This window comes from Luteococcus sediminum (assembly GCF_054783495.1).
Window position 1 is genome coordinate 165,668 of sequence record NZ_BAAGQL010000050.1, and the last position, 24,658, is coordinate 190,325.

The 24,658-nt window shown below is 70.2% G+C and carries 21 protein-coding genes; 19 read left to right on the forward strand and 2 right to left on the reverse strand.

Annotated elements, in window-relative coordinates:
- The first annotated feature begins 234 nt into the window (after positions 1-234).
- The 12 genes from ACYVKA_RS16155 (at position 235) to ACYVKA_RS16210 (ending at position 13,612) form a co-directional block, all read left to right on the forward strand.
- The gene (locus ACYVKA_RS16155; protein WP_460706983.1) at positions 235-747 is read left to right on the forward strand and encodes a DUF948 domain-containing protein; all 513 of its coding nucleotides are present in this window, start codon (positions 235-237) and stop codon (positions 745-747) included.
- The gene (gene alaS, locus ACYVKA_RS16160; protein WP_460706986.1) at positions 734-3,415 is read left to right on the forward strand and encodes an alanine--tRNA ligase; all 2,682 of its coding nucleotides are present in this window, start codon (positions 734-736) and stop codon (positions 3,413-3,415) included. The genes ACYVKA_RS16155 and alaS overlap by 14 nt, the downstream gene beginning before the upstream one ends.
- A 22-nt stretch (positions 3,416-3,437) precedes the next feature.
- Complete coding sequence (ruvX, locus tag ACYVKA_RS16165; protein WP_394277155.1) at positions 3,438-3,884, forward strand: Holliday junction resolvase RuvX; 447 nt, start codon at positions 3,438-3,440, stop codon at positions 3,882-3,884.
- A complete protein-coding gene (gene mltG, locus ACYVKA_RS16170; protein ID WP_460706987.1) occupies positions 3,881-5,014 on the forward strand; it encodes an endolytic transglycosylase MltG in 1,134 nt (377 codons plus the stop codon). Before ruvX ends, mltG begins: the two co-directional genes overlap by 4 nt.
- On the forward strand, positions 5,011-5,844 hold the full coding sequence (locus ACYVKA_RS16175; RefSeq protein WP_460706989.1) for a shikimate dehydrogenase: 834 nt from the start codon (positions 5,011-5,013) through the stop codon (positions 5,842-5,844). Before mltG ends, ACYVKA_RS16175 begins: the two co-directional genes overlap by 4 nt.
- Positions 5,845-5,887: 43 nt before the next feature.
- Positions 5,888-7,081 carry a chorismate synthase gene (gene aroC, locus ACYVKA_RS16180; protein ID WP_460706992.1) on the forward strand — a complete coding sequence of 398 codons (1,194 nt, stop codon included), beginning with the start codon at positions 5,888-5,890 and terminating at the stop codon, positions 7,079-7,081.
- Positions 7,074-7,628, forward strand: a complete 555-nt coding sequence (locus tag ACYVKA_RS16185; protein WP_460706994.1) for a shikimate kinase — start codon at positions 7,074-7,076, stop codon at positions 7,626-7,628. Before aroC ends, ACYVKA_RS16185 begins: the two co-directional genes overlap by 8 nt.
- The gene (gene aroB, locus ACYVKA_RS16190) at positions 7,628-8,734 is read left to right on the forward strand and encodes a 3-dehydroquinate synthase (RefSeq protein ID WP_460706996.1); all 1,107 of its coding nucleotides are present in this window, start codon (positions 7,628-7,630) and stop codon (positions 8,732-8,734) included. Before ACYVKA_RS16185 ends, aroB begins: the two co-directional genes overlap by 1 nt.
- A gap of 9 nt (positions 8,735-8,743) precedes the next feature.
- The gene (locus tag ACYVKA_RS16195; RefSeq protein ID WP_460706997.1) at positions 8,744-9,700 is read left to right on the forward strand and encodes an L-lactate dehydrogenase; all 957 of its coding nucleotides are present in this window, start codon (positions 8,744-8,746) and stop codon (positions 9,698-9,700) included.
- 58 nt (positions 9,701-9,758) lie between these two features.
- Positions 9,759-11,465 (forward strand): NAD-dependent malic enzyme, encoded by a 1,707-nt coding sequence (locus tag ACYVKA_RS16200; protein WP_460706999.1) that lies wholly within the window; start codon positions 9,759-9,761, stop codon positions 11,463-11,465.
- Positions 11,466-12,359 carry a 3-methyladenine DNA glycosylase gene (locus tag ACYVKA_RS16205; RefSeq protein WP_460707001.1) on the forward strand — a complete coding sequence of 298 codons (894 nt, stop codon included), beginning with the start codon at positions 11,466-11,468 and terminating at the stop codon, positions 12,357-12,359.
- Positions 12,360-12,448: 89 nt separating this feature from the next.
- Positions 12,449-13,612 (forward strand): L,D-transpeptidase family protein, encoded by a 1,164-nt coding sequence (locus ACYVKA_RS16210; RefSeq protein WP_460707003.1) that lies wholly within the window; start codon positions 12,449-12,451, stop codon positions 13,610-13,612.
- Between the two features lie 13 nt (positions 13,613-13,625).
- Here the strand turns inward: ACYVKA_RS16210 and ACYVKA_RS16215 are convergent, their stop codons facing one another.
- On the reverse strand, positions 13,626-14,321 hold the full coding sequence (locus ACYVKA_RS16215) for a hypothetical protein (protein WP_460707005.1): 696 nt from the start codon (positions 14,319-14,321) through the stop codon (positions 13,626-13,628).
- A gap of 141 nt (positions 14,322-14,462) precedes the next feature.
- Between ACYVKA_RS16215 and ACYVKA_RS16220 the strand changes: the two genes are divergently transcribed.
- The 7 genes from ACYVKA_RS16220 to holA all read left to right on the forward strand — a co-directional run bounded on the left by ACYVKA_RS16220 (position 14,463) and on the right by holA (position 24,098).
- Positions 14,463-15,467, forward strand: a complete 1,005-nt coding sequence (locus ACYVKA_RS16220; protein WP_460707006.1) for a DUF4192 family protein — start codon at positions 14,463-14,465, stop codon at positions 15,465-15,467.
- A 30-nt stretch (positions 15,468-15,497) separates the two neighbouring features.
- Entirely contained in the window at positions 15,498-16,103 is a 606-nt protein-coding gene (locus ACYVKA_RS16225) for a hypothetical protein (protein ID WP_460707008.1), read from the forward strand.
- Between the two features lie 112 nt (positions 16,104-16,215).
- A complete protein-coding gene (locus tag ACYVKA_RS16230) occupies positions 16,216-16,839 on the forward strand; it encodes a helix-turn-helix transcriptional regulator (protein ID WP_460707010.1) in 624 nt (207 codons plus the stop codon).
- Positions 16,840-16,886: 47 nt separating this feature from the next.
- The gene (locus ACYVKA_RS16235; RefSeq protein ID WP_460707012.1) at positions 16,887-19,550 is read left to right on the forward strand and encodes a multicopper oxidase domain-containing protein; all 2,664 of its coding nucleotides are present in this window, start codon (positions 16,887-16,889) and stop codon (positions 19,548-19,550) included.
- Between the two features lie 100 nt (positions 19,551-19,650).
- Positions 19,651-20,667 carry a helix-hairpin-helix domain-containing protein gene (locus tag ACYVKA_RS16240; protein WP_394277170.1) on the forward strand — a complete coding sequence of 339 codons (1,017 nt, stop codon included), beginning with the start codon at positions 19,651-19,653 and terminating at the stop codon, positions 20,665-20,667.
- Positions 20,654-23,005 carry a ComEC/Rec2 family competence protein gene (locus ACYVKA_RS16245; protein ID WP_460707014.1) on the forward strand — a complete coding sequence of 784 codons (2,352 nt, stop codon included), beginning with the start codon at positions 20,654-20,656 and terminating at the stop codon, positions 23,003-23,005. The genes ACYVKA_RS16240 and ACYVKA_RS16245 overlap by 14 nt, the downstream gene beginning before the upstream one ends.
- Positions 23,006-23,090: 85 nt before the next feature.
- Complete coding sequence (gene holA / locus ACYVKA_RS16250; protein WP_460707016.1) at positions 23,091-24,098, forward strand: DNA polymerase III subunit delta; 1,008 nt, start codon at positions 23,091-23,093, stop codon at positions 24,096-24,098.
- Between the two features lie 184 nt (positions 24,099-24,282).
- Here the strand turns inward: holA and rpsT are convergent, their stop codons facing one another.
- Positions 24,283-24,543: a 30S ribosomal protein S20 gene (gene rpsT / locus ACYVKA_RS16255; protein ID WP_394277173.1), complete on the reverse strand. Its 261-nt coding sequence runs from the start codon at positions 24,541-24,543 to the stop codon at positions 24,283-24,285.
- Positions 24,544-24,658 lie beyond the last annotated feature (115 nt).

Genomic DNA, 24,658 nt, shown 5'->3' on the forward strand with positions numbered 1-24,658 from the left:
CAACTTTCTGTGCAACGGCAGCCCCGGCACGGCACGCGCCCGGGGAAGATGGCGCCTTCACCCTAGTGTCCTTAGCGCGCCCCGTGTCAGTACGGATCGCCAGTGTTCGCTCAGGACGCACACCGCGAGTCACCGGCCACTGTCAGGGCCCTCCACTACAGTGGCCAGCGCAGTCCCCGCCACCCGGCCGGGCGTGCCGGTGGGGGCAGGGCAGGGCTGCGGAAGAGGAGTGGGATGTCCTGGGGTGAGATTGCCGGGCTGATCGCGGCTGCGGCCGCGGTGGTCTTCGTCGCGTTGAGCGCAGTTCCGCTGCTGAAGTTGGGCGGGGTGATGGACGAGCTGCGCCTGGCGGTGCGCAAGCTGGGGGACAGCTCCACCCCGATCCTCGACGAGCTCAAGGGGACCGTCTCCACGACCACCGAGGAGATTGCGCGCCTGTCGCAGGTGACCGAGGAGCTGGCCCGGATGAGCCAGAATGCCTCGACCATGACCGAACAGGCCGCGAACGTCTCGACCGTGATGAGCGCGCCGCTGGTCAAGACCGCCGAGGTCGTGGGGCGCGGGGCCTCGGCCGCCCGCGACGTGCAGCGCCGGGTGCAGGGCCGACGTCCCCGGCGCCACCGCGCAGCCTCCGCACAGCTCACCGCCGGTGCGAGTGTGCGCCCAGCCGATAGGCTGGACGACGCTGCACCCACCGACACCACTGCAGACCACACGAGCAAGGACACCTTTGATGAGAGCCGCTGAGATCGGTCGTCGCTACCTGGACTTCTTCGCAGGCAAGGGCCACAGCGTGGTCCCCAGCGCATCGCTGCTGTACAACGACCCGACGCTGCTGTTCGTCAATGCCGGCATGGTGCCCTTCAAGCCGTACTTCACCGGTGAGGAGGCCGCCCCGTGGAAGCGTGCGGTGAGCAACCAGAAGTGCGTGCGCACCCTGGACATCGAGGAGGTCGGCAAGACCACCCGTCACGGCACCTTCTTCCAGATGCTGGGCAACTTCTCCTTCGGCGACTACTTCAAGCCCGAGGCGATCGCCTACGCCTGGGAGCTGGTCACCTCCTCGCAGGCCGACGGTGGCCTCGGCTTCGACCCCGAGAAGGTCTGGGTGACGGTGCTAGGACCCGGCTTCCACCCCGACTACCCCGACGGCGACGTTGAGGCGATCGAGTACTGGAAGAAGGTCGGCATCAACCCCGCCCACATCCAGGGCCGCAGCCTCAAGGACAACTACTGGAACATGGGCGTGCCCGGCCCCGGCGGCCCGTGCAGCGAGATCTACATCGACCGCGGCCCGGAATACGGCGCCGACGGTGGCCCGGAGGCCGACGAGGACCGCTTCCTGGAGATCTGGAACCTCGTCTTCCAGCAGGAGGACCTCTCGGCGGTGCGCGCCAAGGACGACTTCGACATCGCCCGCCAGCTGCCCACCCAGAACATCGACACCGGCGCAGGCCTGGAGCGCATCGCCTACCTGCTGCAGGGCAAGAACAACATGTACGAGATCGACGAGGTCTTCCCCGTCATCGAGCGCGCCGCCGAGATGGCCGGCAAGCGCTATGGCGCCGATGCCGATGACGACGTGCGGTTGCGCGTCGTGGGTGACCACGTGCGCTCCTCGCTGATGCTGATGACCGACGGCGTCACCCCCGGCAATGAGGCCCGGGGCTATGTGCTGCGCCGCCTGCTGCGCCGCTCGGTGCGCTCGATGCGGCTGCTCGGCGTCAACGACCCGGTGCTGCCCGAGCTGATGGGCGTCTCCAAGGAACTGATGCAGGCCTCCTATCCCGATGTCGCCAGCCAGTGGAGCCGGGTGCTGCCCGTCGCGAAGAACGAGGAGGACTCCTTCCGTCGCACCCTGACCCAGGGCACCCAGCTCTTCGACCTGGCGGCCGGTCAGACCAAGCAGTCCGGGGCTGCGGTGCTGAGCGGTGACAAGGCCTTCCAGCTGCACGACACCTATGGCTTCCCGATCGACCTGACCCTTGAGATGGCGGCCGAGCAGGGCCTGAGCGTCGATACCGAGCAGTTCAAGGCGCTGATGAGCGAGCAACGCACCCGGGCCAAGGCCGACGCCAAGGCGAAGAAGGGCACGGTCGCCTCGACCGAGGCCTACCGAAGCCTGCGCGAACAGGGCGAGACGCCCTTCCTGGGCTACAGCGAGCTGTCGGTGCCCACCACGCTGCGCGGCATCATCGCCGACGGCGCCAGCAGCGACCGCGCCGTCGCGGGCCAGACGGTCGAGCTGGTGCTGGCCGAGACCCCCTTCTATGCCGAGGCGGGCGGCCAGGACTGCGATGCCGGCACCATCACCGTCGACGGCACCGCCCTCGACGTGGTCGACGTGCAGCGCCCGGTCCCCGGACTGGTGGTGCACAAGGTCGTCGTGCCCGAGGGCATCGAGTTCGGCACCGGCGCCGGTGTCCAGGCGCAGGTGGATGCCCAGCACCGCCTCGGCTCCTGCCAGGCCCACACCGCCACCCACGTCGTGCACGCCGCACTGCGCGAGCTGGTGGGCCCCACCGCCACCCAGGCCGGCTCCTACAACAAGCCCGGCTACCTGCGCTTCGACTACCAGGCACAGCAGGCCATGAGCCCGACGCTGCGGGCAGAGATCGAGGAGCGCTGCAACATCGCGATCCGCGACAACCTGGGCGTCAACGCCACCGAGATGAAGCTGGACGACGCCAAGGCGCTGGGTGCCATGGCCATGTTCGGCGAGAAGTACCCCGACGTGGTGCGCATGGTCGAGATGGGCGGTGCGTGGAGCCGTGAGCTGTGCGGCGGCACCCATGTGGCCGGATCGGCCCAGATCGGCATGATCGACATCGTGGGCGAGCAGTCCATCGGCTCAGGTGCGCGCCGCATCGAGGCGCTGGTCTCCACCGACGCCTTCAAGCACATGGCCGGTGAGCGTGCCCTGGTGCACGGCCTGACCGACATCCTCAAGACCCGCCCCGAGCAGCTCACCGAGCGCGTGGAGCGCCTGGTCGCCGACCTGAAGGCCGCCGAGAAGCAGATCGCCGCACTCAAGGCGCAGCAGCTGATGGCCGGACTCTCCGAGGTGCTCGCCACCGCCCATGACGTCAACGGCATCGCCGTGGTCACCCGCGAGGTGCCCGGCGTGGGCGGCAATGACCTGCGTACCATGGCCACCGAGCTGCGCGGACGCCTCGGTGACGTCGCCAGCGTCGTCGCCCTGGTGGGCGGCACACAGGACAAGCCCGCCGTGATCGTGGCCACCAGCCCGGCCGCGCGCGAGAAGGGCGCCAAGGCTGGTGCCCTGGTGCGCGTGGCCGCCGAGCAGCTGGGCGGCAGGGGCGGTGGCAAGGACGACCTGGCGCAGGGCGGTGGCACCAATGGTGCCGGTGCGCCCCAGGCCCTGGCGGCCGTCGAGCAGGCACTGCGGGGCTGAGCGGGTGCAGACCCGCACAGGAGTGCTGCTGGCCCTCGATTGGGGCAAGGCCAGGATCGGCGTCGCCGCGTGCGACGCGCAACGGATCCTGGCCTACCCGGTCGAAACGGTGACGAACACGCCGAAGGACCCGGAACAGGTGCTGAGGCGGATCGACCAGCTCGTCGCCGAGTACGAGCCGGTCGAATTGCTGCTGGGCCTGCCGGTCTCCCTGAAGGGTGACGAGGGGCTTGCGGCACAGCAGATGCGGGAGGTGGCAGGTAGGCTGGCCGCTCGGCAGCCGCAATTGCCGCTGACCCTGGTGGACGAGCGCATGACCAGTGCCACGGCTCACCGCAAGCTCGCCCAGGCGGGCAAGAACTCGCGCCAGCGGCGCGGGATGATCGACCAGATGGCGGCAGTCGCCATTCTGGAACAGGCCCTCGCAGAGGGTCGCGACCACAGCCAGGCAGAAGGTGAGGCACCGTGAGCGGCTTGTTCATGGACAATGACGGCAACCGGAACTGGAAGAAGATCGGCTACCACGCGCGCAGCGCCTTCGCCGTCCTGCTCAGCCTGGCGGTGCTGGTCGGTGGCGCCTGGTTCGTCTACGACAAGGCGAACACGGCGTACACCGAGTACAAGACTGCCGACGACTACCCGGGGCCCGGTGGCAAGGCCGTGCTGGTGACCATCCCGGCCGGTGCCAGCGGCGGCGACATTGGCGACGTGCTGGTGGAGCAGGACGTGGTCAAGTCACGCAAGGCCTACCTGAAGGCCTCCAGGAAGAACGAGCAGGCGGACAAGATCCAGGCCGGCACCTACCGCCTGCAGACCCAGATCCCTGCCACCCAGGCGGTGGAGGGGTTGCTCGACGAGAAGAACATCGTGCGCAACCAGGTCACCATCCCCGAGGGCCTGTGGATGAGCGAGCAGTTCGAGCTGCTCAGCAAGCGGACCAAGATCCCGGTGAAGGACTTCGAGGCGGCCGCCAAGGACCCGCAGGCGCTCGGCCTGCCGGAGTGGGTGGGCGACTCTGCCGAGGGCTACCTCTTCCCCTCGACCTACGAGATCGGCCAGCAGCCGACCGCCAAGTCGATCCTGACCCTGATGGCCAAGCAGTTCACCACCGTGGCGAACCGCAATGACCTCGAGGCCGGTGCCAAGGAACTGGACCGCAAGCCGGAAGAGATCATGACGGTGGCCTCCATTCTGGAGGACGAGGCCGTGGGCAAGGACCAGGCCAAGGTGGCAGGCGTCATCTACAACCGTCTGGACCGGTGGATGCCGCTGCAGCTGGACTCCACGGCCCACTACCAGCTGCAGATCCCGATGAACGAGCCGCTGCCCAAGGGCTTCAAGGAGAAGGGCACCGACAACTCCTTCAACACCTATGCCAATGCCGGCCTGCCCAAGCACCCGATGAATGCCCCGGGTGAGGACGCCATCAAGGCTGCCCTCAACCCCGAGGACAGTGACTACCTGTACTGGTTGACGGTCAACTTCAAGACCGGCGAGACGAAGTTCGCCGAGACCTACGAGGAGCACCAGAAGAACAAGGCCGAATGGGAGGCCTGGTGCAAGACGGCCAAGGACAAGTCGGGTTGCCCGGTCGGATGATTGCCACCACGGGTCTGCAGTGCGCGGTGATCGGCGACCCCGCCGCGCACTCGCTCTCGCCGGCGCTCTACCGGGCCGCCTTCGCCGAGCTGGGGCTGGACTGGACCTACCAGGCGATCGAGGTGGCTCCCGAGGAGCTGGACTCCCTCGTCGAGGGTCTCGACGAGAGCTGGCGAGGCCTGAGCGTCACCATGCCGCACAAGGAGGCGATCCGTCGCCACGGCACCGGTGACGAACTGGTCGAGCTGGTCGGTGCGGCGAACACGTGGGTGCGCGACGGCTCCGAGGCGATCGTGCGCAACACCGACGTCGGTGGCTTCCTGCGGGCGCTGGCCGAGCGTGGCATCACCTCGGCCGACTCGGCAACGGTCATCGGCAATGGGGCGACGGCCCGTTCGGCGGTGGTCGCCCTGCGCGAGCTGGGCGTGGAACGCGCCGTCATCCTGGCCCGTGACCCGGAACGTGCCCAGTCGCTGCGCATCTTCTGCTCCCACCAGCTGGGCATGCTGGCAGCCGTGCGTCCCCTGGAGACGGGCCAGGTGCTGGAGGCAGACCTGCTGCTCTCCACGGTGCCCGGCGGCGGGGCCGACCACCTGGCAGAGGAGCTGACGGCCAGCGCGCCGGTGCTCTTCGACTGCATCTACGACCCGTGGCCCACCGCGCTCGCCTCCGCCGCCGAGCGGGCTGGCGCGACGGTGCTGAACGGCCTTGACCTGCTGGCGGGCCAGGCCGTCGAACAGGTCCGCCTCATCACCGGGGGAGAGGTCGGTTTCCAGCGGCTGTGGAGGGCCGGCCACGACGAGCTGCTGCGGAGGGTGTCCGCGAGCTAGCAGGAGCTGTGGTGCAGGGCCGGACTCTGAGAGACTGGTGGGCATGCTGCGCTACCTCACCGCCGGTGAATCCCACGGACAGGCCCTGATCGCCACGATGGAGGGCATCCCTGCCCACGTGAAGGTCTCCTCCGACGACATCCGCCATGCCCTGGCCCGCCGTCGCCTGGGGGCCGGACGTGGCGCCCGGATGAAGTTCGAGGCCGACGAGGTGAGCCTGCTGGGCGGTTTCCGTCACGGCGAGACGCTCGGCTCACCGATCGCGATCATGGTGGGCAACACCGAATGGCGCAAGTGGACCGAGGTGATGAGTCCCGACGCCGTGCCGCAGGAGGTGCTCGACGCCCAGGCGCGCAATGCCCCGCTCACTCGGCCGCGTCCCGGCCACGCCGACCTGGCCGGCATGCAGAAGTACGGCTTCGACGAGGCCCGCCCGCTGCTGGAACGCGCCAGCGCCCGCGAGACCGCCGCCCGGGTCGCCATCGGGCAGGTCGCCAAGAACTTCCTCGAACAGGCCGCGGGCATCACCGTGCTCAGCCACGTCGTCGAGCTCGGCCCGGTGAAGGCGGCGCGGAACTTCCCGACCATCGACCAGCTGGAGGCGATCGACGCCGACCCGCTGCGCTGCGTCGACTCCGAGGCCAGCCAGCGCATGCAGGACGAGGTGGCGGCCTGCCACAAGGAGGGCGACACGCTGGGTGGCGTCGTGGAGGTGCTGGCCTGGGGCCTGCCGCCGGGCCTCGGCTCCCACACGCAGGGAGATCGTCGCCTCGACGCTCGCCTGGCCGGCGCGCTGATGGGCATCCAGGCGATCAAGGGCGTCGAACTGGGCGACGGCTTCGAGCTGGCGCGGGTGCGCGGCTCGCAGGCCCACGACGAGATTGCCTCCGGCCCGGACGGGATCCGTCGCCTGAGCCACCATGCCGGTGGCACCGAGGCGGGCATGAGCACCGGCGAGCTGTTGCGCGTGCGGGCGGCCATGAAGCCGATCGCCACCGTCCCGAAGGCGCTGCGCACCATCGACGTCACCACCGGCGACGAGGCCCGCGCCCACCACCAGCGCAGCGATGTGTGCGCCGTCCCGGCCGCGGGTGTGGTGGCCGAGGCCATGGTGGCGCTGGTGCTGGCCGAGGCGGTGCTGGAGAAGTTCGGCGGCGACCAGGTGTCCGAGACGCGCCGCAACCTCGACACCTATCTGGCCGAGGTGGCCGAGCGGGGGCTGCAGGTCCATGGCTGAGCCCCTCGACCGCACCGAGCTGCCCGAGACCATCGTCCTGGTCGGGGCCCCCGGAGCCGGCAAGTCGACGGTTGGCGCCAAGCTGGCCCGTCGCCTCGGTGTCGACTTCGTCGACGTCGACCAGCTGGTCGAAGAGCGTGCCGCAATGCCGATCAGCGAGATCTTCATCACCCACGGCGAGCCCGCCTTCCGCGCCCTGGAGGCGGAATTGACCCGCGAGGCCGTGCAGCGCCCGGGCGTGGTCAGCCTGGGCGGTGGCGCCGTGATGGACGCGGGGACCCGCCAGGTGCTGGCCGGCCGCCATGTCGTGTGGCTGCAGGTCGATGCCCGCCAGGCCGGACGCCGGGTGGGCATCACCGGCAACGGCCGCCCCCTGATGGCCGGCGGGAATGTCCACTCCACGATGGTGCGGCTGATGAATGAGCGCGCGCCGCTCTACGAGGAGGTGGCCAGTCTGGCCGTCGACACCAACCACCGTTCGGCCGGGGCGGTGGTCCGCGAGATCCTGGCCCACCACGGCGTCACGGTCACCGACGAGGAGAACTGATGGCCACGATCACCGTGCAGGCCGAACGCCCCTACGAGGTGCACATCGCACCCGGAGCCCTCGACCAGCTGGAGCGCCTGGTGGGGCCGGCCAGCCGCGTCGTGGTGATCCACCCACCCGTCATGGCCGATGCGGCCGCACGCCTGTGTGCCGGTCTCGACCCGCGGTACCAGATGCACACGGTCGAGGTGCCCGACGGCGAACAGGCCAAGACCGCCGCCGTGCTGCAGGACTGCTGGGACGAGCTGGCCGCCTTCGGCATGACCCGTTCCGACGTCGTGATCGGCCTGGGCGGGGGTGCGACCACCGACCTGGCCGGCTTCGTCGCGGCCACCTGGCTGCGGGGCGTGGGCTACGTCAGCATCCCCAGCACGGTGCTGGCCATGGTGGACGCGGCCGTCGGCGGCAAGACCGGCATCAACGTCTCGGCCGGCAAGAACCTGGTGGGCGCCTTCCACGAGCCGCTGGGGGTCATCTGCGACCTCGAACTGCTGCAGGGGCTGCCCCGCGCCGAGTTGGTCTCCGGCCTGGCCGAGGTGATCAAGTGCGGCTTCATCGCCGACGAGCGCATCCTCGAGCTGGTCGAGCAGGATCCGGACGAGAGCATCGACGTGACCAGCGTGCGCTTCACCGAACTGGTGCGCCGAGCCGTGCAGGTCAAGGCCACCACTGTCTCGGCCGACCTGCGCGAGGCCACCAGCACCGTCGATGCCGTGGGGCGCGAGGCGCTCAACTACGGCCACACGCTGGCCCACGCCATCGAGAAGCACCAGAACTTCTCCTGGCGGCACGGCGAGGCGGTGGCGATCGGCATGGTCTTCGTCGCCGAGGTGGCGCACCGCCTGGTTGGGCTGGACGAGGCCGTCGTGCGACGCCACCGGGAGGTGCTGGCATCGGTGGGCCTCCCGATCGCCTACAACGCTGCGAAGTGGGAGACCGTGCGCGCCACGATGAGCCTGGACAAGAAGGCCCGAGGTGACGCCCTGCGCCTGGTGGGGCTGCGCGCACAGGGCAGCGTGACCATCATCGAGTCCCCGCCGGAGGATGTGCTGCTGGAGGCCTGGCAGGAACTGGGACGAGCTACGACCATTCCCGTCGCGGACTAGTCTGGGGGTATGGCAAAGTCGAACCGTCACCAGTCGAAGCTGTCCATCATCGGAGCGGGGGCGGTGGGAACCTCGCTGGCCTATGCCGCGTTGATCCGTGGCTCGGCAAGCGTCGTCAGCCTCTACGACATCGCCTCCAAGAAGGTCGACGCCGAGGTCAAGGACCTCGCCCACGGCACCCAGTTCACCCATTCCACGGTCATGGGTGGCGACGACATCTCGGTGGTGAAGGACTCCTCGGTGGTGGTGATCACCGCCGGTGCGAAGCAGAAGCCGGGCCAGACCCGGCTGGAGCTGGCCGCCACGAATGCGAAGATCCTCGAGCAGATGATGCCCGACCTGGTGAAGCAGGCTCCCGATGCCATGTTCGTGCTGGTCACCAACCCGTGCGACGTGCTCACCGTCGTCGCGCAGAAGGTCAGCGGTCTTCCCACCGCGCAGGTCTTCTCCACCGGAACCCTGCTCGACACCTCCCGCCTGCGCTACCTGATCGCCCAGCGCACCAAGGTGGCGCAGAGCAATGTGCACGCCACCATCGTCGGCGAGCACGGCGACTCCGAGTTCCCGGTCTGGTCCAGCGCGAACATCTCGTCGGTGCCGATCCGTGAGTGGAGCCATGCCGGCAAGAAGGTCTTCACCGACGAGGTGCTGGCAGAGCTGGCGCACACGGCCGCGCACGCGGCCTATGACGTGATCGAGGGCAAGGGTGCCACCAACTACGCCATCGGCCTGGCCGGTGCCCGCCTGGTGGAGGCCCTGCTCTCGCCGACGCGCACCTCGCTGCCGCTGTCCAGCGTGCTGCAGGGCTACTACGGCATCCATGACGTGGCCCTCTCGCTGCCGACGCTGGTCAGCTCAGCGGGAATCGAGCGGGTGCTGGAGATCCCGATGGACGCCCATGAGGTCTCCTCGCTGCACGCCTCGGCGGACGCGCTGCGCCAGAGCCTGGCGCCCCTGGGCTACTGAGCCACCGTCCGGGCAGGGGCCGCGACCACCTGTCCGTGGGCGGGCCTAGTCTTGTGCCATGGCCAACTACAGCTATGTCAAGGGCGACGACGGCGCGTACACGGTGCGGATCGCCTCGCGCGGCCGCGAGGTGCTCACCGATCCGCTGACCAACTTCGGCACCGCCTTCACGCGACAGGAACGCATCGACCTCAACGTGAACGGGCTGCTGCCGCCCAAGGTGGTCACGATGGACCAGCAGCTCAAGCGCGTCTACTCGCAGTACACCGAACTGGACGACGACCTGGCCAAGTACGTCTACCTGAACACGATGCAGGACCGCAACGAGACGCTCTTCTACCGCCTGCTGACCGACCATCTGGAGGAGATGCTGCCGATCGTCTACACCCCGACCATCGGCAAGGCGATCGAGACCTACAGCCACTGGTACCACCGTCCACGCGGCATCTTCCTGTCCATCGAGGACCCCGACGGCATCGAGCCCGGGCTGAAGAGCTACGGCCACGGGCCGGACGACGTCGACCTGGTGGTGGTGACCGATTCCGAGGGGATCCTGGGCATCGGCGACCAGGGCGTCGGAGGCGTGGCGATCACCGTCGGCAAGCTCAGCGTCTACACCGCAGCGGCCGGCATCCACCCCGGGCGGGTGCTGCCCGTCGTGCTGGACGTGGGCACCGACAACATCGAATTGCTCACCGACGAGACCTACCTCGGCTACCGGCACGCCCGCGTGCGCGGCGAACGCTATGACGAGTTCGTGCAGCGCTTCGTGGAGACCGTCACCCAGCTCTACCCGCGCGCCATGGTGCACTGGGAGGACTTCGGGGCCAGCAATGCCCACCGCATCCTGGAGCGCTACCGCGACGAGATCTGCACCTTCAACGACGACATCCAGGGCACGGCGGCCGTGGTGGTGGCCGCCATCCTCAGCGCCGTGCGTCGCAGCGGCCAGTCGCTGGCCGAGCAGCGCATCGTCATCCACGGAGCCGGAACCGCCGGCATCGGCATCGCCGACCTGCTGGTGGAGGAGATGGTGCTGCAGGGGATGGAGCGCAAGGACGCGCTGGGCTGCTTCTGGGGGCTCGGCTCACGCGGCCTGCTGCGCGAGGGGCTGCCGATGCGCGACTTCCAGCAGCCCTACGCCCGCTCCGCCGAGGAACTGGAGAGCTGGATCTGCGATGCGCCGGGCCGCCACGAGCTGGCCGACGTGGTGCGCAACACCCACCCGACGATCCTGGTCGGGGCCTCGGCCCAGGCCGGCGCCTTCGACGAGAAGCTGGTGCGCGACATGGCGCGCCACTGCGAGACGCCGATCATCATGCCGCTGAGCAATCCGACAGCCAAGGCGGAGGCCGTCCCAGCAGACCTGCTGGCCTGGACCGATGGCCGCGCCCTGATCGCCACCGGCTCGCCCTTCGAGCCCGTGGTCCACGACGGTGTGCGGCACGTCATCGCGCAGGCCAACAATGCGCTGGTCTTCCCCGGCCTGGGGCTGGGCGTGGCAGCCTGCGAGGCGAGCCGGGTCAGCGACGGCATGATCGCCGCCGCGGCCGAGGCGGTGGCCCAGATGGTCACCTCCCGCGCTCCCGGTGCCTCGCTGCTGCCGAGCATGGGCCGTCTGCGGGCGGTCTCGGCCTGGGTCGCCAAGGCCGTTGCCGAGAGGGCCGAGCAGGAGGGTCTGGCACGGCACAAGATGACCGACCCGATCCAGGAGATCCACCAGCTGATGTGGACCCCCGACTACCCGACCGTCGAGGTGGTGTGAGTGCCCGCAGGCCCCTGTGACCAGGCCGCGCAGGTGCTGTCGCAGGAGGACTGGCAGGCGCGCGCCGGGGCACATCGGGAGCGCGCCGAGGCGCTGCTGGCCGGGGTGGTGGAGCGGCGCCGTCGCGGCGAGCGCCATCCGGTCGAGGACTTCCTGTTCGACTACTACACCCTGCGCCCCGGTGAGCTGGTGCGTTGGCATCCCGGTGCCGGCGTGGTGCTCGACGACCCGGACGGCCAGTTCGCGCTGAAGTTCTATCGCCACCAGGACGGCCGCTCGCAGGTGGACGTCGAGGCCTTCCTCGAGCGGCGCGGCCGGACGCTGGAGTGGACCGTGGAGCTGCTCTCGCGCACTGCGGAGCGGCCGGCGGCGCTGGGTTGTTTCGGCATGCACGAGTGGGCGATGGTCTACCACCTGCGGCCCGACCAGACCCGGCACAGCCACCTGCCGCTACGCTTCGACCCCGCGCGCGTGGCGGAGGTGGTGGAGCAGGTGGGCGTGCGGTGCAGCCACTTCGACGCCTTCCGCTTCTTCACCGAAGACGCGGTGCCGCTCAACAGCCTCTCGCCGACGCGTGAGACCCAGGCTGAGATGGACCAGCCGGGTTGTCTTCACGCGAACATGGATCTCTACAAGTGGTGCGGCAAGATGCTGCCGTTGGTGGACTCCGGCCTGCTGCTGGACTGCTATGGGCTGGCGCTCGAGATCCGCGAGCTTGACATGCAGGCCAGTGCCTATGACCTGTCCGGCTGGGGCTACGAGCCGGTGGCCGTCGAGACCCCGGAGGGGCGTGCCGAGTACGTGCGACGGCAGCGCGGCTTCTCCGAGCAGGCCCAAGTGCTGCGACGGCGACTGCTGGGCCAGCTGCAGCCGTTCAGGGCTGTCCTCGTCTGAAGGCTGGCTGTGGCGGGCGTGGCAGGGGCGGTCATGGACCCCATCTGGCCTAGGGTGACTAGCCGGACCCAAGCCCCTCAAGGAGAGACGTGACCGACACCCCAGCCCACCTCCGCCGCGGCGCAGCCCTGCTCGGCCTCGTCTCCCTCGCGGGCCTGACGAGCTGCGCGCACGTGGAGCCCACCGCGGCCCCCGGCAAAGCGTCGGTGACCGTCACGACCGCTGCCTCGCCCTCGGTCAGTGGGTCCGTCAGCTCGGCGCCTGCATCGCCCAGTCCGTCCCAGCCCCCGAGCGCCGGTGCGACGGCGAGTGCCTCGGCGAGTGTCACTGCGAGCCCTTCGGTGAGCCCCACCCCCAGCGCCGCCCCCAGCGCCGTGGTGAGTGCTGCCAGCGGCGAGGAGAAGGTGCGCGAGCTGCAGCACCGGCTGCAGCAGCTGGCCTGGTTCGAGGGCAGGATCACCGGGAAGCTGGGCGAGGACACGGTTGCAGCGGTGCGCGGCTTCCAGGCCAAGCGGGGACTGCAGGCCACCGGTGTCGTCGATGACAGGACCTGGAAGGAACTGGTTGGCCGTACCAAGCAGCCCACCCATGACCAGATGCACAACATCCTTCGCCCCGGCCCGGCCCTGCTCAAGAAGGGTGCCACCGGCGCCTCGGTGAAGGACCTCCAGGCGCGCCTGAAGCAGATCGGCTGGTTCTCCGGGAAGGTCACCGACACCTACGGCGATGCCACCGTCAGCGCCGTCGAGCAGTTCCAGGCCAAGCGCGGCATCCCCACCACGGGAGAGGTCGACCAACGCACCCTGGACCGGCTGAATGCCATGACCCGCAAGCCGACCGCCGACGAGCTGGCCAACCGTCAGCCCAAGGCGCGGGCGGCACGTCTCGATCCGCGCTGCATGACCGGCCGGGTCATCTGCATCTCCAAGACCAGCCGCACCCTCAGCTGGGTGGTCGACGGCACGGTGCGCTCCACGATGGACGTGCGTTTCGGGTCCGAGCTGACGCCCACCCGGGAGGGGACCTTCCAGGTGAACTTCAAGTCCCGCGACCACGTGAGCACCCTGTACCACACCAAGATGCCCTTCGCGTTGTTCTTCTCGGGCGGCCAGGCGATCCACTACTCGGCCGACTTCGCGGCGCGCGGCTACAACGGCGCGTCCCACGGCTGTGTCAACGTGCGCAACTACGACGCGGTCGCCTCCCTGTTCGACCAGGCCCGCACCGGTGATCGGGTGGTCGTGCATCGTTGAGTCGGGGGGCTGGTCAGCCCTCCACCTTGAGGGCCGCCACCTGGCGGCCGTGCGTGCCGGCCAGGAAGATGGTGGTGTCGCCACGCTCCTTCTCGAACAGCACGGGCCCGGTGAGTGTCTGCCCGGCCCGGATCGGCTGCCCGGCCAGGTAGTCGTTGCCCGTTGAGGACGGGTCGTACTGGCGTGCCGTGGGCCCGTTGTCGAGTGCGAAGAAGTCCAGTCGCTGCTGGCCCTGGGTGAGGCTCACCCGGATGGTGAGCACCAGGCCCTCGCTGGTCCATTCGTCGCGCAGGATCTCGAAGGTGCCGGCGCTGGCCTCCTCGGCATTGGCGAAGGGGATCGAGCGCAGGTTCCCGGTGGCGGGGGCGCGTCCGGGCGTCGGGTCCGCGGCGGTGGCCCCTTCGGTCGGGATGCTGGCGGTCGGCGCCGGGCGTGTGGTCTGCGGTTCGGGCCCAGAACCCATCCGCGCCACCCCCCACAGCAGGCCTCCGATGATGGCCAGGGCGAGCAACGACAGGAGCAGGGGGAGCCGGCTGCGGGGCGGTGCCGCGAGTTCGGGTGGCAACGAGGTCGGCGCCTGTGGCTGCCCGGGATGAGGCTCGCTGCCCGGGGTGGGGGCCGGCTGTCCGAAGGGCTGGCGGGGATCGCGCCCATTGCTGGGGCGTTGGCCGAAGGGCTGGCGCGGGTCGCGGCTGGGGGGCTGGGTCATGGTGCGGCCAGCCTAGTCGCCCGTTGTGACGCGCTGCGCTCCCAGGAGCCTGTTGTCCACAGATTGCCGGGTCTGCTGCAAGGGTGGTTCGGCGGTGGATCACTGACGGATTCGCCGGCGCCACCTCGACAATAAAGGGGCATGGACGATGACATCACCCGCCTGCGACTTTCCGACAGCCAGGACCTCCTGGCCCTGGCCCCCTACCTTCTGGGCTACCAACCCTGCGAACAGCTCGTCTTCGTCGTGATCGCCTCGGGACGCCTCGTGCTCACCGGCGCGGTGGCGGCCGAGGGTGTACTGCACGAGGAAGCGACCCGCGACAGCATCAGCACGGCACTGGACCAGTTCGACGACCCCATGGTGCTGCTCGCCTGCTGGAGCCAGGACGAGGACCTGGCCGAGCAGGTGCTGGGACGGGCGGAAGTGTGGGCCGACCCGTCGCGGGTCCTCGATTCGATCCACGTCGGTACACGTCGCTGGCGCTCGCGCTGGGCCATGCCCGACCATGCCGGCGGTGACGTCGAGGAGCTGGAGGGGCTGCCGGTGGTGGCCCAGGCCATCGTGGCCGGCCTGGTGCGTGCGCCGGACCGTGGCCATGCCGTCGCCGTGGTCGAGGGTCCCGACCCGTCGTCGGGGCTCGAGGACCGGCTGCTGGACGCGGAGGACCGGCTGCACCCCTTGGACTGGACCCACTGGGAGGCCCGTGCACTTGAACTCCAGCAGGCAGGGTTGGATGCAGTCCAGGCTGCCGGGTCGCAGCGGATCCCGGTGGAGGTGCAGGGCGACCTTCTCGAATGGGAGGCCCTGCTGGCCCAGGCAGCAGTGCTGGCGGGGGACGAGGTCACCCGCGAGCGGCTCTGGATGCGTCTGGGGCGTCGGGAGGCCCAGCCAGCCCTCGACTTCTGGACCCAGGTGGTGGCCACCACGCCCGAGCCCTGGGCGAGCGGGCCGCTGGTGATGATGGCCTTCAGCGCCTGGCTGGCCGGCCAGGGGGCGCTCCACGTGGCCTGCCTGGAGCGACTCACCAGGTTGGGGGCCCAGGGCTCACAGGTGGAGGTGCTGGAGATTGCCAACCGGTGCGCCGTTGCGCCCTCGCGCTGGGAGCAGGTGCGTGCGGCAGACGTCTTCGGGGTGCCTGCCTGAGCCGGCGCGGCGGCCGATAGCGTGGGAGGCATGTTCCTGCTCGTCCGTGCCAGCCGTGACCTCGAAGGTTCTGCCACAGCGACTCGGGACGCACTGGTCGCTGGCGGGATGCCTGCGGTGCTGCAGGAGGCCACCGCTTCACCGAGGACGCAGGACGAGCAGTGGCGGCACCTGGTCACCCGTCTCGATGCCGGGACAGGCCTGGACCAGGGCGGACTGTCCTGGCTCGGCGAGGGTGCGGCAGTGGCCTCCTGTGACCTCCAGGTGCCGTTTGCCGACGAGTCCGGTGGGGCACTGGTGCTCGTCGACGAGATTGCCGCCGTCGTGGGAGCCACTGGGGAATTGCTCTTCGTGGCCGCCGACGACCTGGTGCGGCTGTGCGGAGATGGGTTGAGCGCCGCCGACCGCACCGAGCTCGCGGCCCAGTGGGCCCAGGTGCACGGCCTGGCGCTGGTCCTGGTGCTCTCGGACACCGACGTGGTGGCGGTCAAGGGGGATGGGCGTACCCAGGATCTGGCAGGCCAGTGGACCGTTGACGATCCCGTGGGACGCGGCCAGACGGTGGCACGGTTGCTGGCCGCCTATGTGCGGTGCCCCGCCGACCTGGCCCAGGTCCTGCCCGCCGTGGGGGCCTGACTGCTCCTGGGACTTGTGGTGACCCCTTGCCGATTCTTCCGGAGAGGGACCTTGTAAACTCCTGCGCATGCCAACACAGGGTCCGAGCGGACCGCCAGAGCCCACTGCGCAGATGTCGATGTCCTCGGCCCGGGCGGCGGTGCTCGATGCCGTGCGCGAGCGCGGCAGGCTCTGTTCGGTGCGTGAAATCGCCGAGGAGTTCGAGCTGCACCCCAACACGGTGCGCGAACATCTCGACGCCCTGCTCGACCAGGGACTGGTCGCTCGCGAGTCCGCCCGGCCCACCGGTCGCGGACGCCCGGCCCTGATGTACCGGGCCACCAGCGCCGCCGAGGACGTCGCCCGCGACTACGAACTGCTCACCAAGGTCCTGTCGGAGCAGATCGCCTCGATGCCCAATGGCGTCGAGGTGGCTCGTCAGGCGGGGCGCACCTGGGGCAATGCCCAGGTGGCGGGGGCCGACGGGGTCCGCCCCACCGACCTGGGGCCACACGTGGCGCGGCTCGGTTTCGAGCCGACCCAACCCGATGCCACTGGCCGCCTGGTCCTGCGTGCCTGCCCGATCCTGTCCGCGGCACGCCGCAATCCCGAGATCGTGTGCACCGTCCACCTGGGCTTCGTGGAGGCGATGGTCGAGGCCGCCGGTGGTGACCCCGACGACATCGACCTGGCTCCGATGGGCGACCCTGCGGGGTGCGTGCTGCGCGTCGGGGCGCTGGCAAGACCCCAGGGGTGAGGGCACTGTCCAAGGGCTGACCGCCGCCAGGTAGCATTTGTCACGCCATGGACATTGCAAAATCATCCTCCGGGGGGCTCGACCGTCCCCACCGTCTCACTCGCCGAGCCTGGCACGGCCGCGCCTCGCTGCCGATGTTGGCGTGGGCCATCGTCACGATCCTGGTGGTGGTCAACCACCGCTTCCTGCCGGTGGCCACTTGGCTGATGGTGCACTGCACCGTCCTCGGGATCGCCAGCAATGCGATCGTCGTGTGGAGCAACCACTTCGCCGATGCGGTCCTGCGCAGTCGTGATCGTGGTCATCGCCGCGAGGCCGTCCAGCTCATTCTGCTGAACACCGCGCTGGTGCTCCTCGTCGCGGGCGTGGCGGGGCAGTGGAGCATCCTGGTGTGGCTGGCCGCGGCCCTGCTGGTGTCCCTGGCGGCGACGGCGGTGGTGGGCCTGGCACGCCAGGCGCGCCAGAGCCTCCCGGCACGCTTCTCGATGACCATCGCCTGGTACCAGGCCGCCGCCTGTTGCCTCGTGCTCGGCGTCGTCCTCGGAGCCTTGATGGCCGTTCCCTTCGGCCGCTGGTCCGACGTGCTGCTCGCCAGCCACCTGGTGCTCAATGCGCTGGGGTGGATCGGGCTGACCATTCTCGGAACCCTGGCCACCCTGTGGCCCACCATGCTGCGCACCCGCGCCCCCGAGGGCGTGGAGCAGGCCGCTGCCAAGGCACTGCCCACGGCCTTGGTGGGCATCGCGGTCTGTGCCCTGGCTCCCTTCCTGCATCCCGTGGCGCCGCTGTGGTGGCGCATCATCGGGGCTCTGGGCATGGTCACCTTCCTCGCCGCGGTGCTCACCCAGACCGGACCGATGCTGGCCGTCTGGCGATCCAAGCGGGCCTGCACCTTCCCGGCCCTGTCCACCGGCCTGGGCATGGCCTGGCTGCTGGGCTGGCTCGGCTGGTGTGTCTGGCTGTGGATGTCGAGCACCTCGCCCGCGGTGATGGTCGGGCGGCTGCGACCCACCGTCGCGGTGCTGCTGGTCGGCTTCGTGCTGCAGGTCCTGTGTGGTGCGCTGGCCTACCTGGTGCCCGTCGTCCTGGGCGGCGGTCCGGCCATGGTGCGCACCACCACCGCCCTGTTCGAGAAGGGCGCCGTGGCGCGGCTGGCCGTGGTCAACCTGGGTCTGGCGCTGTTCCTGCTGCCGATCACCTCGGTGTGGAAGGTCACCAGCTCGCTGGCCGTCTTCGTCGCACTGTCCCTCTTCGTGGTCCGCCTGGTCGCCGCCCGCCGCGCCCGTCGCCGAGGACTGGCCGACGAAAGGGCGACGCACGAGCCGTCGCCGAAGCGAATGGGGCGCGGTGTGGCCATCGGGCTGGCCTGGCTGCTGGCCACCGGCGTGGTCGCGCTGGCCGTCGACCCGGTCTCCTTCAAGTCCATGGCAGGCCTGACCCGCAGCGGGTCGGGGGTTGCTGCCACCGGGCAGACCACCACCGTCGACATCGTCGCCCAGAACATGACCTTCACCCCTGACCGCATCGAGGTGCCGGCCGGCAACCGCCTGGTGATCCGGCTCACCAACAAGGACGAGGGCCTGACCCACGACCTGATCCTCGACACCGGAGCCACCAGCGGCCGCCTGGCGCCGGGGGAGAGCACCGAGTTCGACGCCGGCATCATCGATGGACCCACCGCCGGCTGGTGCTCGGTGACCGGCCACCAGGCGATGGGCATGACCTTCCAGGTGGACGTCCCCGGTGCGCAACCCTCGGCCACCGCCGCCGACACCGCCCAACAGGCCTCCGGCCCGGCCGCCGCGCCCACCTTCACCCCCGGACGTGCCTACTCGGCCGGCTGGAGCCCGCGCGAGGCCCGGCTCGATCCCGCCCCCGCGACGAAGCTGCACCGCACGACCCTGCGCGTCACCGACGAGGTCATGGAGGTGGCGCCGGGCGTGCAGCAGACCATGTGGACCTTCAACGAACAGGCCCCCGGACCGGTGCTGCGGGGCCGCATCGGCGACGTCTTCGAGATCACCCTGGTCAACGACGGCGGCATGGGCCACAGCATCGACTTCCACGCCGGGGCGCTGGCCCCCGACCGTCCGATGCGCACCATCGCCCCCGGCGAGTCACTGGTCTACCGCTTCACCGCCACCCGGGCCGGCATCTGGATGTACCACTGCTCCACCGCCCCCATGAGCGTGCACATCGCCAATGGCATGTACGGCGCGGTGGTCATCGATCCGCCGGACCTTCCCGAGGTCGACCGCGAGTACATCCTCGTCCAGGGCGAGCAGTACTTCGGCGCCGAGGCAGAGGGGGCCCCGGGCGTCGCCGATCCGGCCAAGATCGCCCAGGAACGGCCCGATGCCGTGGTCTTCAACGGCCACCCCAACCAGTACGACCACAGCCCCCTGGCCGCGACGGCTGGGGAGCGGGTGCGCTTCTGGGTGCTGGATGCCGGACCGAACCGCCCGTTGGCCTTCCACATCGTCGGGGCCCAGTTCGACACGGTCTGGAGCGAGGGCGCTTGGCGGCTGCGACGCGGCGCCTCACCGGGGGTGTCCTCCGGCACCGACGGCGGGAGCCAGACCCTCGGACTGCTGGCCAGCCAGGGCGGCTTCGTCGAGACCGTCTTTCCCGAAGCCGGGAACTACCCGATGGTCAACCACCAGATGGTCGACGCCGAACGCGGCGCCCATGGCATCGTGACGGTCAGCTGAGCCGCCCGCGCCGATCCCAAGACTCCGTCCACAGGTGCCCGTCATCCACAGGAGCGGGTGGGCGTGACCATCGCGGCTATCCCACCCACACACTCCTGGTGTGAGGAGAACTGACGAACGTCTCGACGAACTGGCGCGCGCCCGGCTGGCCTTCGTGGTCTCCGGCGGGCAGCTGGTTCCCACCGGACCGCGGCGTGCCGCCGATCCGCCCGAAGGTGCCGAGCCGTCAGGCGTCGGCATCGAGGACCTCGAGGACTGGGCCCCACACGACTTCGCACGCCACGACGGGCGAGGGCGGTCCGATGTCACGACGTCCACCCCGCGGCAGGGCGAGGACGAACCAGGGATCGGGACAGTCGCCACCGGTGACGAGTACATCGCCGGACACCGCCAGTGGGGCACCAACGCGCTCGAGCGTGGCCGACGCTTCGTCGAAGGGCACCTGAGCGCGGTCTGCCTCGTGCTGGCCCTCGGGCTGCTGTTCACCGCTGCGGTGGTGATGCGTGCCCGCCCCACCACCGTCGAGCTGAGCCAGCAGCCACTGCCGGTCGCGACGCCTTCCGCGCAGCCTGCGACCGGACAGGTGGCCTCGCCAGCGCCAGCCTCGTCGGCCATCCCGGCACGAATCCGCATCCACGTCGCCGGGGCGGTGGTGCGTCCCGGCGTGGTCACCCTGCCTGCCGGAGCCCGCGTGGCCGATGCAGTCGGTGCGGCAGGAGGCCTGCGACAGGACTCCCGGCTGGGGCAGCTCAACCTCGCCGCACCTCTGGGAGATGGAGACCAGGTGTGGGTGGGCGACAGCAGGCAGCCAGGGGGCGAGGTGAGACCGGCGGGGCAGACTGCCCCGGCTGACGGGCCGGGGGCGGCAGCGCAGTCCGGGGCAGGGACGCCCGGTAGGACGCCCACGGGTGGCGCAGACGGGACGCGGCAGGTGGACCTCAACCAGGCAACGCTCGAACAGCTCGACCAACTGCCCGGGGTCGGGCCGGTGACGGCCCAGAGGATCCTCGCCTGGCGCCAGGAGCACGGTCGCTTCAGCCGGGTCGAGGAGCTCCAGGAGGTCGACGGAATCGGTCCCAAGACCTACTCCCAGTTGTCGACCCATGTCCGAGTCTGAGGATGACCACGAACCGGCCGACCTGCGGTTGCTCCCGGTCGCCGCCGCCTGCTGGGCGGGCAGCTGGTGGGGATGCGCCCCTGGATGGGGCAGTGGGCTCGTCATCACGGCCATCACCTTGGTCGTGTGCCTGGTGCTGGCACGTCGTGGCAGGAGCTGGCAGGCCGTCGCCGTGCTGTGTGCCGTCCTGGTGGGCGCTGGTGGTGCCGGGATGCGACACCACCAACTCCAGAACAGCCAGCCGGCCGAACTCGCCCGCGACCGGGCCCAGGTCAGCCTCACCGCCCGCCTGCCGAGTGAGGCCAGGATCCATCCAGCCCGAGGACACCTGCCCGAATCGGCCACGGCGACCGTCGTGCTCCGCCAGGTCGACGGGCGCGGATCGTCGGTGCGGCAACGAGTCGCGCTGCGGGTGCGTGCCCCGGGCCCGGCGGCAGCCTCCCTGGTGGATGCGCCCGTGGGTTCGACGATCATGCTCGAGGGACGACTGGCGCCGTCGCAGCCCGGACGTCCTGAAGCGGCAGAACTGACCATCCGAGCGCCGGTGCGGGTGCTTGAACCACCCGGCAGGGCAGCGCGCGTCACCAACCATCTCCGGGCTGGCCTGCGTGAGTCGATGCGCTGGTCACCGCCGATGCAGACCGGTCTGGTCCCCTCGCTCGTGGTGGGCGACGTGCAGGGGCTCGATCCAGCCCTGGAGGAGTCCTTCCGGGCGACCGGGCTGACGCACCTCACTGCGGTCTCGGGCACGAACCTGTCGCTCATGCTGGTGGCCCTGCTGGGGGCGGTCCGTTGGGCGGGGGTGCGGGGTTGGGCGGTGCGCTGGACCGGCCTGTTCGGGGTGGTGGTCTTCGTCGTCATCTGCCGCTCGGAGCCCAGCGTGCTGCGCGCGGGCGCCATGGGTCTGGTGGCCTTGGCCGGGCTGGGTCTGGCCGGCGGCCGGCAGCGTGGCCTGCGGCACCTGTGCGTGGCGGTCTGGTTGCTCCTGCTGGCCGACCCGTGGCTCGCGCGCTCGCTCGGCTTCGTCCTGTCGACCCTGGCCACGGCGGGGATCCTGTGGTGGGGCGGGCGCTGGTGCCGGTCGATGCGCTGGGCGCCGGGATGGCTGGCCGAGGCCGTCGCCATCCCCTTGGCCGCCCAGCTCGCCACCCAGCCGGTCGTCACCAGCCTCAACGGGCAGGTCTCCATGGTCGGTCTGGCCGCCAACGCCCTGGCCGGACCCTTCGTCGGGCCGGCGACCGTGCTCGGGCTGGTGGCGGTGCTCCTGGCGCCGATGTCTGGCACGGCTGCCGCCATGGCCGGGTGGCTGGCGGGGTGGTGCGTGCAGCCGGTCATCTGGATCGCCACCGCCGGGGCTGGCCTGCCTGCCGCCACCTGGCGCTGGCCGGCGACGACACCGATGCTGGTGCTGCTGGCCGCGGTCTGCCTGTGCCTGTGTGGGGTGGTCCCGGCAGTCCTCTCCTCTCGCTTGTGGTGCCTGCTGGCAGCGCTGCTGCTCTGCCTGACCAGCCTGCGCTCCCCACAGCCGCTCGGATGGCCCGGACCGTGGCAGGTGGCCTTCTGCGATGTCGGGCAGGGCGATGCCACCGTGCTGCGGGTCGACGAGCACAGCGCCGTCCTGGTCGATGCAGGACCGCCAGGCGGCGGCGCTCGCGACTGCCTGCGGACGCTGGGCATCGAGCGCATCACCACGCTGGTGCTCACCCACTACCACGCCGACCACATCGGTGGCCTGCCCGAGGTGCTGCGTCGGGTGCGCGTCGAGCGGGCCCTCGTCGACCCGCGCACCGCCGCACCCGGGGCGGATCGTGCGCTGCAGATGCTGCGCGAGGCGGGCGTCGAGGCCGAGCCCGCCACGCTGGGGGAGGGTTTCACCGAGGGAGCCGTCTCGTGGCAGACGGTGGGGGTCGGGGCAGGGCTGCCACTGACGACCGGCGGGGCAGGCGGCGGGGAGGGGGAGAGCTCCGCGGAGAATGACGGGGCTGTCGTGGCCGTCGCCCAGGTGGGGGAGCTGCGGGTGGTGCTGCCCGCCGACGTGGAGCCACCGGGCCAGCAACCACTGGTGGAGCGCGGCTGGGCGCCCCAGGCGCAGGTCCTCAAGATGCCCCACCACGGGTCACGACGCCAGGACGAGCGCTTCTGGTGCCAGTCCGGCGCTTCCCTGGCCGTCGCCAGTGCGGGCTGGCGCAACAGCTACCGGCACCCGACCCCGACTGCCCTGCAGCTGGCCGAGCGCTGCGGCATGACCGTGGCCCGCACGGATCTGGGCGGCACCGTCACCGTCTGGCGCCAGGGCGTGCGGCTGGAGGTTCGTGCCCAGCGCGACGGGCCCCCATGACCGGTGGGGCCTTGCGGCCGCGCACGCCCGGCCGTCGCCCTTGCGGTGGCCGGATCTGTCGGTGCCGACTGGCATGCTTGGAGCCATGGCCAGCCAGCGCACCTCCCGCCCCGCGAGCACCCAGCAGACCTTCGGCAGCGCGCTGCTGGTGACCGGCACCGAACAGCTCATCGCCGAGCGGATCGTCGCCGAGCGGGTCACGGCGGCGCGTCGGGCCGAGCCCAGTGCCGAGGTGACGAAGGTGGCGGCCGTCGAGCTGGAGGGCAACCGCTTCGCCGAGCTCACCGGAGGCTCGCTCTTCGCGGCCGCGAGCATCGTGGTGGTGGAGGACCTGGCGAACCTCTCCCAGGACCTCTTCGACGCCGTGCTCGCCACCGCCAAGGATCCTGGGCCCGAGCTCTGCCTCACGCTGGTGCACGGGGGAGGGCAGAAGGGCAAAGGTCTGCTGGACAAGCTCAAGAAGGCGAAGGTGGAAGTGGTCGAAGCCGCCCCCGTCAAGGCGTGGGAACTGCCCCGCTGGGTCTCGACCGAGGCCAGGCGGCTGCGCATCCAGATGGACGCCGAGGCGGCGCAAGCCCTCGTCGACGCGGTCGGTCACGACCTGCGAGCCCTGGCCGGGGCGGTCTCGCAGCTGGGAAGCGACTGGCAGGACCAGACGATCACCGCCGCCATGATCCAGCGCTACTTCGCCGGGCGCGCCGACGTCACCAGCTTCGCCGTCGCCGACGACATCATGGCCGGCAACCCCGGGCAGGCCCTGGAGAAGCTGCGCTGGGCGCTGTCGACCGGGGTGGCCCATGTCCTGGTGACCAGCGCCGTCGCCAACTCGCTGCGGGGCCTGGGCAAGTACCTCGACGCCCGTTCGGCCCGCCTGCCCGAGGGCCAGCTCGCCCGAGAGGTTGGCGTCCCGCCGTGGAAGCTCAAGGACCTCTCGCGGCTGTCGCGCAGCTGGAGCGCCGAGGGCATTTCGCAGGCGGTGCAGGCCGTCGCGAAGGCGGATGCCCAGGTGAAGGGCGCTGCCAGCGATCCGGATTTCGCCCTGGAGCAGATGCTGCTGGCCATCAACCGCGCCCACCGCGTGGGACGCGACTGAGCCTGCCCGCTCGACGGGGGAATGCCGCACACCCCTTGCCTGGGCACCACTGCGCAGGTAGCACGAAACCAGCGCCCTGGCCCCCAGTCGGGACAGGACGCTGGTCGTGAAGATCTGTCACATCATCGGCCAGAGCCGACGGTGATCACGGGTGCACGTCAGTGCAGCAGGCGCGAGGCCTGGATCAGAGCGAGGCAGCCTTGGTCGAGATCGACGACTTGCGGTTGGCGGCCTGGTTCTTGTGGATGACGCCCTTGGAGACAGCCTTGTCCAGCAGGCGGTTCGCGGTCTTGGCCAGGGTCTGGGCCTTCTCGGTCTCACCAGCGGCAGCGGCATCGTTGAAACGACGGACGGCGGTACGCAGACCGGACTTGACGGCCTTGTTGCGCAGACGCGCCTTCTCGTTCGTCTTGTTGCGCTTGATCTGGGACTTGATGTTTGCCACGTGTATAACCCTCTGACTGGAGTCGGATCTGGAAAGCAGAAGAAATCTTGGTGCGCCTTTTGGACGCGACAGGTCACACTACCAGCCCAGCGGCTAGCCGCTCAACTCGACGGCT

Bases quoted from the DNA above. Each gene is read 5' to 3' on its own strand.
- ACYVKA_RS16185 (WP_460706994.1), top strand. From the start codon at position 7,074: ATGGCTGAGCCCCTCGACCGCACCGAGCTGCCCGAGACCATCGTCCTG.
- ACYVKA_RS16230 (WP_460707010.1), top strand. From the start codon at position 16,216: ATGTCGATGTCCTCGGCCCGGGCGGCGGTGCTCGATGCCGTGCGCGAG.
- ACYVKA_RS16235 (WP_460707012.1), top strand. From the start codon at position 16,887: ATGGACATTGCAAAATCATCCTCCGGGGGGCTCGACCGTCCCCACCGT.
- aroB (WP_460706996.1), top strand. From the start codon at position 7,628: ATGGCCACGATCACCGTGCAGGCCGAACGCCCCTACGAGGTGCACATC.
- ACYVKA_RS16215 (WP_460707005.1), bottom strand. From the start codon at position 14,321: ATGACCCAGCCCCCCAGCCGCGACCCGCGCCAGCCCTTCGGCCAACGC.
- ACYVKA_RS16200 (WP_460706999.1), top strand. From the start codon at position 9,759: ATGGCCAACTACAGCTATGTCAAGGGCGACGACGGCGCGTACACGGTG.
- ACYVKA_RS16245 (WP_460707014.1), top strand. From the start codon at position 20,654: ATGTCCGAGTCTGAGGATGACCACGAACCGGCCGACCTGCGGTTGCTC.
- aroC (WP_460706992.1), top strand. From the start codon at position 5,888: ATGCTGCGCTACCTCACCGCCGGTGAATCCCACGGACAGGCCCTGATC.
- ACYVKA_RS16225 (WP_460707008.1), top strand. From the start codon at position 15,498: ATGTTCCTGCTCGTCCGTGCCAGCCGTGACCTCGAAGGTTCTGCCACA.
- holA (WP_460707016.1), top strand. From the start codon at position 23,091: ATGGCCAGCCAGCGCACCTCCCGCCCCGCGAGCACCCAGCAGACCTTC.
- ACYVKA_RS16155 (WP_460706983.1), top strand. From the start codon at position 235: ATGTCCTGGGGTGAGATTGCCGGGCTGATCGCGGCTGCGGCCGCGGTG.
- ACYVKA_RS16195 (WP_460706997.1), top strand. From the start codon at position 8,744: ATGGCAAAGTCGAACCGTCACCAGTCGAAGCTGTCCATCATCGGAGCG.
- ACYVKA_RS16220 (WP_460707006.1), top strand. From the start codon at position 14,463: ATGGACGATGACATCACCCGCCTGCGACTTTCCGACAGCCAGGACCTC.
- alaS (WP_460706986.1), top strand. From the start codon at position 734: ATGAGAGCCGCTGAGATCGGTCGTCGCTACCTGGACTTCTTCGCAGGC.
- ACYVKA_RS16175 (WP_460706989.1), top strand. From the start codon at position 5,011: ATGATTGCCACCACGGGTCTGCAGTGCGCGGTGATCGGCGACCCCGCC.